General features: G+C 69.4%; 10 protein-coding genes. 4 read left to right on the top strand and 6 right to left on the bottom strand.

The window, feature by feature from the left end:
- Both D0D37_RS45060 and D0D37_RS45055 read left to right on the top strand, forming a co-directional pair.
- On the top strand, window positions 1-787 hold a 787-nt coding region (locus D0D37_RS45060), incomplete at its 5' end, for an APC family permease (protein WP_162834794.1).
- Between the two features lie 22 nt (window positions 788-809).
- Window positions 810-1226 (top strand): hypothetical protein, encoded by a 417-nt coding sequence (locus D0D37_RS45055; RefSeq protein WP_116206692.1) that lies wholly within the window; start codon window positions 810-812, stop codon window positions 1224-1226.
- Window positions 1227-1366: 140 nt separating this feature from the next.
- Here the strand turns inward: D0D37_RS45055 and D0D37_RS45050 are convergent, their stop codons facing one another.
- From D0D37_RS45050 to D0D37_RS45025, 6 genes are all read right to left on the bottom strand, one after another.
- A complete protein-coding gene (locus D0D37_RS45050) occupies window positions 1367-2515 on the bottom strand; it encodes a hypothetical protein (RefSeq protein ID WP_116206691.1) in 1149 nt (382 codons plus the stop codon).
- A 224-nt stretch (window positions 2516-2739) separates the two neighbouring features.
- Window positions 2740-4530 carry an APC family permease gene (locus D0D37_RS45045; protein ID WP_116206690.1) on the bottom strand — a complete coding sequence of 597 codons (1791 nt, stop codon included), beginning with the start codon at window positions 4528-4530 and terminating at the stop codon, window positions 2740-2742.
- Between the two features lie 78 nt (window positions 4531-4608).
- Entirely contained in the window at window positions 4609-4893 is a 285-nt protein-coding gene (locus D0D37_RS45040; protein WP_116206689.1) for a DUF3040 domain-containing protein, read from the bottom strand.
- The gene (locus D0D37_RS45035) at window positions 4887-5207 is read right to left on the bottom strand and encodes a DUF3618 domain-containing protein (RefSeq protein ID WP_116206688.1); all 321 of its coding nucleotides are present in this window, start codon (window positions 5205-5207) and stop codon (window positions 4887-4889) included. Before D0D37_RS45035 ends, D0D37_RS45040 begins: the two co-directional genes overlap by 7 nt.
- Complete coding sequence (locus D0D37_RS45030) at window positions 5204-5614, bottom strand: phage holin family protein (protein ID WP_116206687.1); 411 nt, start codon at window positions 5612-5614, stop codon at window positions 5204-5206. The genes D0D37_RS45035 and D0D37_RS45030 overlap by 4 nt, the downstream gene beginning before the upstream one ends.
- Before the next feature lie 54 nt (window positions 5615-5668).
- Window positions 5669-6232 carry a hypothetical protein gene (locus tag D0D37_RS45025; protein WP_116206686.1) on the bottom strand — a complete coding sequence of 188 codons (564 nt, stop codon included), beginning with the start codon at window positions 6230-6232 and terminating at the stop codon, window positions 5669-5671.
- Between the two features lie 123 nt (window positions 6233-6355).
- Here D0D37_RS45025 and D0D37_RS45020 point away from each other — a divergent pair, with 123 nt between their 5' ends.
- Together D0D37_RS45020 and D0D37_RS45015 are read left to right on the top strand one after the other, a co-directional pair.
- A complete protein-coding gene (locus D0D37_RS45020) occupies window positions 6356-6775 on the top strand; it encodes a CBS domain-containing protein (protein WP_116206685.1) in 420 nt (139 codons plus the stop codon).
- Between the two features lie 182 nt (window positions 6776-6957).
- Window positions 6958-7815 (top strand): SDR family oxidoreductase, encoded by an 858-nt coding sequence (locus D0D37_RS45015; RefSeq protein WP_116206684.1) that lies wholly within the window; start codon window positions 6958-6960, stop codon window positions 7813-7815.
- The last annotated feature ends 162 nt before the right edge of the window (window positions 7816-7977 follow it).

The raw sequence follows: 7977 nt of genomic DNA, 5'->3' as shown, positions 1-7977 counted from the left end.
GTTCGGCCCGCTCGCCGCGATCGCCGCGGTGCTCGGCATCGGCTGGCTCGCCGCGGTGCTGTACGCCGACGCGATCATCTCGCCCGGCGACACCGGCCTGATCTACACCGGCGTCACCGCGCGTATCTCGTATGCCATGGGGCGCAACGGAAACGCGCCGTCCGGGCTCGCGAAGGTGAACTCCGCGGGCGTGCCGTGGGTCAGCCTGATCCTCGCGTTCGTCGTCGGCTGCTTCTTCTTCCTGCCCTTCCCCGGGTGGAGCCAGCTGGTTTCGTTCGTCACGAACAGCACGGTGCTGTCGTTCGGGTCCGGGCCGCTGGTGCTGCTGGCGATGCGCAAGCAACTGCCCGGCCACGACCGCCCGTTCCGGCTCGGCCGCGGCACCGGTGGGGTCGTCGCGTTCCTGGCGCTGTTCTCCACCAACCTGATCATCTACTGGACCGGCTGGGACACGAACTGGAAGCTGTTCGTGGTGATCGTCTTCGGCTACCTCCTGCTCTTGGCGAATCAGACGTTCTCGAAGCGCACCCCGCGGATGGACTTCCGGCACGGCTGGTGGGTGCTGGTGTGGTTCGCCGGGCTCGCGGTCATCAGCTACCTCGGCACGTATCCGGAGGCGTCCAGCCATGCCGGAAACCTTGGCGTCCTGGACTTTTCGCTGGGCGCGGTGGCGTCGCTGGTGCTGACCGCGATCGTGATGGCGCTGGCGCTGCGGAGTGCGCTGCCCAGCGAGCGGGTGACCGAGATCTTGGCTGAGCGCCGGGAGGCCGACGAAACCCCGGCGTGAGGGATCCGGGATAATTCGGGCGGTGGCCACACTTCGCTTCGCGTTCCATCCGCCCTCTCTGACCGGCGGTCCGGTCTTGGTGCAGTATGTCGACGACGTCGCGCTCACCGACCTGATCGACCGGTTCGAACTCGCGGAGGGCATGTCCCCGGCGGGGGAGGCTTACGGCGGTCTGCCCCGGCACTGCTACTCCGGCACGAAGACCGGTCACTTCCACGGCCTCGCCGAGGAGGAGGGCAAAACCCTCCTCCTCGCCTGTTCGTGCGGGAGCGAGGGCTGCTGGCCGCTGCTGGCGCGCATTACCGTGACCGAGGACGCTGTCGTCTGGGATTCTTTCGGGCAGCCGCGTCGTCCGGAGCGCGATTACCGGCGGTTCGGGCCGTTCCGGTTCGCCCGCGCCCAGTACGACGCGGCCGTGCGGGAGCTGGACTCCGCCTGAGGCCCGGTCTGCCAACGCCTACCAGCTCCTGATCGACGCGCTGCGGGTGCGGGTTAGCTGTCCGTGAGGGGAACCCTGAGGGACTCAGAGTCCCTCAGGGTTCCCCTCACGGACATGAAGCTGCGGGCGGCGGGCCGGGATCAGTGCGCCGCGGTCAGTGCGGCCGGGGTCGGCGGCACCAGCTTCGGGTATTCCTTCTGGAACTTCTCGATCATCGTCGCGGACGGGATGATCCGGTTCGGGTTGTTCTGGCTCGTGGCCTGCTTCTCGCCCCACGCGCCGGCGGCCTTGCGCTGGTCGGGGGTGCCGTGGCTGTGGAAGCAGTCGCCGATGGAGGCGTCGAGGTAGGTGACTTCCTGCTGGGTGCGGGCGTTCCATGCCTCGCCCTTGGCGTGCGCGACGAAGTAGCCGCCGTACGCGTCCGGGCCCATTTCGCCGGACTCGTTGCGCGGGTAGTTGTTGTGCGCGAAGTCGACCTGGTGGCCGTACTCGTGGCCGACGACCGACTCGACCGAGACGTCGTCGAAGCCGAGGCGGTTGACCACGTCGAGCAGGCCGTCGCCGAGCATGATGCGCTTGCCGCCGAGGCTGTCGGCCGGGGCGGAGAACGCGTTCAGGGTCAGCAGCGGGTGGCGGCCGCCCTGCAGGGCCGGGACCTCGTAGAGCACCTTGGTCGCGAGCGCGCCCGCCTCGGCGGCCCGCTTCGGGTCGAGGCCGAGCTTGAACGTCTGCGTCGTGCGGTCCTGGCTGCCGAGGTCGGTGCCCTTCCAGGCGACCAGCTGGACGTTCCAGCTCTCGATGTCCCAGAACCCGCGCAGCTTGTCGATCGTCGAGCCGGCGCGCGGCGTGTACTGGCCGTCGGTGCCGAAGACCTGCGGGGTCTTGTCGCTGGCGACGGCCTGGGTGTAGAGCTGCCCGATCGCGCTCAGCGCGCTGAGCGCCTGGCCCTCGGTCGGGGTCAGCTTGGCCGCGAGGTTGTTCGCATACGTCAGCAGCGATCCCTCGGTGCAGCCCGGGATCGGTCCCTGCGCCGCGTGGGCCTGCTGGCCCGGCCGCTTCACCGGCGAGTCGAACAGCGGGTCGACGCCGCGGAGCGCGTTGGCGGGCAGCCCGTTGTAGAGGTCTTCGACGTCCTGGTACAGCTGCGCGATGTCCTGCTCAACCGAAGTCGGCTCGGCCGCTTTCGCCTGCGGCACCGCGATCGCCGGGACGGCCGTGGCCACCGTCAGCGCCGCGAGGGTGCCCGCCGCGGCGAGCGTTCTGCCGAGAATTCTGGTCCGTTTGCGCATGGGCCCCTCAATCCGGTTTCGAGAGCACGGTTCAAGATCAACCAAGTACCGCAACCCTAAGACGATCTTGGGCGCGGAAACCGGGCCGGGAGAAAATCCCCCGGGATGGCCCACGCCTTTCGGCGGGTTTTCGCCCTGCGGACATCGGCCGAAAGTACTATCGGGCAACTCGCCGGCCGCGCCGGTAAAGCGGGCATTCGGGAAAAAGGGACGAAATGGGCTCGCTAACCCCCGACCCGGAACCGCATCCGGCAGACGACCGCGTCCGAACGGCGGCGCAGCGCCCGGGCCAGCACCGCGCCGCGGCGGTTCTGCAGGACGCGCTGCCAGAAATGCTCCGGCTCGACCTCGGCGACCAGGACGAAGACGTGGCATCCGGCGTGCCGGCGGAGATGCTCCACGATCGGCTCGCCGAGGCGGCGGTGCTCGTCGTGCAGCTGGACCAGCCTGACGCCCGGATGCCAGCGTTCCCAGTCCTCGACGAACTCGCGCGCTGACGTTTCCTCCTCGGGATGCGTCACGTGGACAGCCTCGACGCCGTCTCCGAGCGAGAGCGCGGCGGCGAGCGCGTCGCGGGTCAGCCGGGACACCGTGTGGACCGGGACGACGACCAGCGACCGGTTGGGCCGCGGCGGGGGAGGGACGCGCCCGAGTTCGAGGCGCGCGCCGATGCGGCGGTAATTGCGGTGGACCCATTCCATCAGCAGCACGAGCACCGGCAGCGCGACCACGACCAGCCAGCCGCCTTCGCCGAACTTCGTCGCGGTGACCACGATCGCGGCGAGCCCGGTGAGCAGTGCGCCGAAACCGTTGAGGACGGCCTTTCCGCGCCAGCCGCGCGGGCGCGAGCGGAACCAATGCCGCACCATTCCGACTTGCGAGAGCGTGAAACCGACGAACACTCCGATCGCGAACAGCGGCACCAGAGTGTTCATGTCGCCATTCGCGAGAATCAGCAGCAAAGCCGAAGCGACAGCGAGGAAACCGACGCCGTAGCGGTAAACCTGGCGTTCGGCGCGCAGGGCGAAAACATGCGGCAGGTTGTTGTGTTTCGCGAGCAGCTGCGCCAGCACCGGAAGCCCGCCGAAGGACGTGTTCGCGGCCAGCGCCAGCAGGACTACGGTGGAGAATTGCACTACGTAGTAACCGAAACCGTTCCCGAGCGACGCGGCGGTCACTTGCGACAGCACGGTCACGCCGTCGACCGGGTGGATCGCGAACTTTCCGATCAGCACGGCGATCCCGAGCAGCATCACCGCGAGCAGTCCGCCGAGCGCGACCTCCGCTCGCTGTGCTCGGCGCACGCGCGGTTTGCGGAAGGACGGGACGGCGTTGGCGATGGCTTCGACGCCGGTCAGTGCCGCGCAGCCGTTCGCGAAAGCCTTGAGCAGCAACAGGATTCCGACCGTCTGGAGGCTCGGGAGGTGGCCGCTGGCGACACTGGCGGCCGGAGCGCTGCGGAAGAGGCCGACCACGACGATGGTGAGGATTGAGCCGACGAACACGACGGTCGGCACGATGAACGCCCGCGCGCTCTCGGCGATGCCGCGCAGGTTGATGCCGGTGATCAGCGCGAGCACACCGAGGCAGAGCCACAGTTTGCAGGGCAGCAATGCGGGAAACGCCGAGGTCAACGCAGCGACCCCGGCCGCGACCGACACCGCGACGTTCAGCACGTAGTCGACGATCAGCGCCGCGGCGGCCACGAGCGACGCGCGTCGGCCGAGATGGGTACGGCAGACTCCGTAGGCTCCGCCGCCGTCCGGGAACGCGGCGATGACCTGCCGATACGACAGGGTCAGCACGGCGAGCAGGATGGCGATCGCGAGCGTCACGGGCAACGTGAAGCCCAGTCCCGTTCCGCCCGCGACGGCCAGGACGAGCACGATCGCCTCGGGTCCGTAGGCGACGGACGCCATCGCGTCGAGGGACAGCGCGGCGAGGCCGCCGACGACGGAGAGCCGGTGCCGATCGGCGGCTGGCGGCGTTTCCGGGCGGGACAGGGTTGCGGTCACCTGGTCAGGCTGGCTCGCGGGGCGTGCTCGAGAGGTGGTTGTTGATGCTTTCCTGACAGTGATCTAGCGAACCCCGGCTCAGCGAGAGGACCCGGCTTTCCAGTCCCGCACCGCGAACGGCCCGCCCAGGAGCACGGCCAGCCCGACCACTCCGGCGACGATCAGGCCCGGCCGCGAGTCGAACGCCCCGGTCGCGACCAGCACCACGCTGGTGACGATCGCCAGGATCTCCAGCGCGGAGCGGCGGCGGTGCGGGGGCCGACGGCCGGATCCGCGGGCCAGCTTCGAGCTGAGCCGCGGATCCGTGGCGGACAAACCGCGTTCGATTTCGTTCAGGGCACGCTGTTCCCGGTCGGTCAGCATGCGCCGCCCTGCCTCTGGTGCGCGTGCCGGCGGCGGATCAGGAACCGGAGCACGAACACGCCGCCGAAGACCGCCGCGAACAGCGGGAGCGGGTTGTTCCGGACGGCTTCCGCGCCGGCCCGGACCTTCTTCGCGGCGGGGGCCGAGAAGGTCTTCTCGGCCTGCTCGGCCGCGCGATCGATGGTCTCGTCGACCTTCTCGTTGGCGCGCGTCCGGACGTCCAGCTTGTGTCCCAGCGCGTCCAGGGTTTCGGCCAGCTCCTCGCGGGTGACGTCCCGGTCCGCGCGGGCCTCTTCCACCTTGCGTTCGGTCATGACCGCACCTGCTTTATGGTCTCGACGTCCTCGCGCACGCGCTCGACGGATTCCTCCGGCACCGGCCCGCCGGCTCGGCTCGCTTCCTTGCCGCCGATCAGCGCGGCGAGCGCCGCGACCAGCAGCAGCGCGCCTCCGACGATCAGCGCGGCCAGCCAGCCGGGCACCACGAGCGCCAAGCCGAGCACAGCCGCGGCGATCAGGGTCGCGCCGCCGAGAAGCGCCAGCACACCGGCGAAGCCGACGAGCCCGGCTCCGATGCCGAAGCGCTTCCCCTTGGTCTGGAGTTCGGCCATGGCCAGGCGGAATTCGTCTTCGAGCAGGCGCTTGACGGAAGCGGTCAGATCCGCCACGAGGTCCGCAGTGGACTTCTCTCGAGCGGGCGTGCGGTTCACTTCCTCCAGCACGGCTTCCTCCCTTCGTTGTGCGAGGCTTACCCGGTCTGGGGACAGCGAAACCGGTCAGCGCCCCGCTGATTCCAGCGCGGCGAGGGTTTCGCGGAGTGCTTCGACCACCCGATCGTGGCCCAGCGGCAGCGGGCTCGGCACCCGGTCCTCCGGGTCATCGGAACTGTGGGCGAGCACCTCGACCTCTACCCCGGACTCGCGCAAGGCGGCGATCTCGGCGTCGTGGCGGACCAACCAGGCTTCGTCGGCGACCGCGGCGTCACCGGGGCTGATCACGCCCTCGGCCGCCGGGTCGACGAGAAGGACCGAACGCAGCGAGGCAGGGTGCTCGGCGGCCAGTTGCAGGACGTCGGCGGCGAGCGGCCCGCTCGTGACGAGGTCGCTGCGCCCCGGCGAGGCAAGGGTTTCGGCGGTCTCGCGCCACGCGCCCTCCACCGGGATCCGGTACCAAAGGATCTCGTGGTTCTCGGCGAGCGGACGCCAGGTGGCGGGCAGGCCGTCGTGTTTGGCCGCGCCGGCCGGGTCGAGCACGATCAGCCGGGGCGCGCCGGACCGGCCTGCCGTGACCAGCGGCGGGCCTTCCGCGCGGACCGGGTCGGACGGGAACGGTTCGGGCATGTCGGCTCCTTCCACGAGCCTCCGGTTACCCGTGCGGGTGCGCGAGAAACAGCACAGCTCGGCAGGCGTAAACGCCGGCAACGCGGGTAGCCGGGTAGTGATCGGAGGAAGGGAGACGATCTCATGACCACTGCCCGCGACCTGATGACGCCGAACGCCGTGTGCGTGCGCGAGTCGGACACCGTGAACGACGCCGCGCAGACGATGGCGCGCGAACAGCTGGGTGCGCTGCCGGTGTGCGGCGAGGACAACCGGCTCAAGGGAATGCTGACCGACCGCGACATCGTGGTGAAGGTGATCGCCGAGGGCAAGGATCCTCGCGCGGTGCACGCCGGCGAGCTGGCGCAAGGCGAAGCGGTGACGATCGGCGCGGACGACGACGTCACCGAGATCCTGCAGACCATGTCGCAGCACCGGGTGCGCCGGCTGCCGGTGATCGACGGCCACGACCTGGTCGGCGTCGTCGCACAGGCGGACGTCGCCCGGGCTCTGCCCAATCCGGACACCGGAGTGCTGGTCGAGGCGCTGTCGCACGATTACTGATCGCCCCTGGTTTTGCCCGCTGCGCGCCGGGGTAACCGCCGCGCATCCGCAGTGCGGGCCAGGGGGCGAGGGGCCGCGCAACCGTCGCAGGGGACGGTTGCGCGGCCTTTCCCTGTGATTGAACCGTGCCGCAGCGGGTAGCCGGAAAGGAACAGAACCGACTTTCCGGGGAGGACACCCGCATGGCAGACCGCATCCGACCGCCGCAGCGACAGGATCCGCCGGGCACCACCGCGGACATGGACCCGCGGCCGCGAGACTCGATGACCGATTACGAGGGCCGCGGCCTGCTGACCGGACAGCGCGCGCTGATCACCGGCGGCGACTCCGGCATCGGCCGCGCGGTGGCCATCGCCTTCGCGAAAGAAGGCGCGGACGTCGCGATCTCCTACCTCAACGAGCACGAAGACGCCGAGTACACCGCCGACCGCGTGCGCGCCGAGGGCCGGGAATGCTTGCTGCTGCCCGGAGATCTCGCCGAGGCGAGCCAATGCCGGGACATCGTCGAGCGCACACTGTCCGAACTGGACGGACTGGACATCCTGGTCAACAACGCGGCTACGCAATGGCCGGTCGACCGTCCCGAGGACCTGACCGAAGAGCAGTGGATGCACACGTTCGACGTGAACCTGCACAGCTACTTCCGGGTGACCGCCGCCGCGCTGCCGCACCTGGGCGACGGCGACGTGATCATCAACACCGGTTCGGTGAACGGCTTGCGCGGCAACAAATCCCTCATCGACTACTCGGCGACGAAGGGCGCGATCCACGCTTGGACGTATTCGATGGCGCAGGCGCTGGCCGACCGGGGAATCCGGGTGAACTGCGTCGCGCCGGGTCCAGTGTGGACGCCGCTCATTCCGTCGACGTTCCCGCCGGAGAAGGTGGAGAAGTTCGGTCTGCAGGTGCCGCTCGAGCGGGCGGCGCATCCGGACGATCTCGCGCCGTCGTACGTGTTCCTCGCGTCGAACCGGCTGTCGTCGTACTACAGCGGCGAGGTGATGGCTGCCTTGGGCGGGGAGACGGTCCCGGGCGGATAGCCGCTAGGTCCGTGAAGGGCTCCTTGCGGGAATCAGACCTGGATCCACCGGTGTTTGTGGTGTTGTAGGCCGTGTCTGGACGCGCAGATGCCCTCTGGCCTGGGATGGTTGTTCTTGCGAAGGAAAGACCAATCCGAGCGAGAGGGCATCTGCTGGATGCGA

Source organism: Amycolatopsis circi (assembly GCF_003385235.1).
Classification (GTDB): Bacteria; Actinomycetota; Actinomycetes; order Mycobacteriales; family Pseudonocardiaceae; genus Amycolatopsis; species Amycolatopsis circi.
This window is presented reverse-complemented; position numbering and strand designations above follow the sequence as displayed.

Bases quoted from the DNA above. Each gene is read 5' to 3' on its own strand.
- D0D37_RS45050 (WP_116206691.1), bottom strand. From the start codon at position 2,515: ATGCGCAAACGGACCAGAATTCTCGGCAGAACGCTCGCCGCGGCGGGC.
- D0D37_RS45040 (WP_116206689.1), bottom strand. From the start codon at position 4,893: ATGCTGACCGACCGGGAACAGCGTGCCCTGAACGAAATCGAACGCGGT.
- D0D37_RS45035 (WP_116206688.1), bottom strand. From the start codon at position 5,207: ATGACCGAACGCAAGGTGGAAGAGGCCCGCGCGGACCGGGACGTCACC.
- D0D37_RS45025 (WP_116206686.1), bottom strand. From the start codon at position 6,232: ATGCCCGAACCGTTCCCGTCCGACCCGGTCCGCGCGGAAGGCCCGCCG.
- D0D37_RS45020 (WP_116206685.1), top strand. From the start codon at position 6,356: ATGACCACTGCCCGCGACCTGATGACGCCGAACGCCGTGTGCGTGCGC.
- D0D37_RS45015 (WP_116206684.1), top strand. From the start codon at position 6,958: ATGGCAGACCGCATCCGACCGCCGCAGCGACAGGATCCGCCGGGCACC.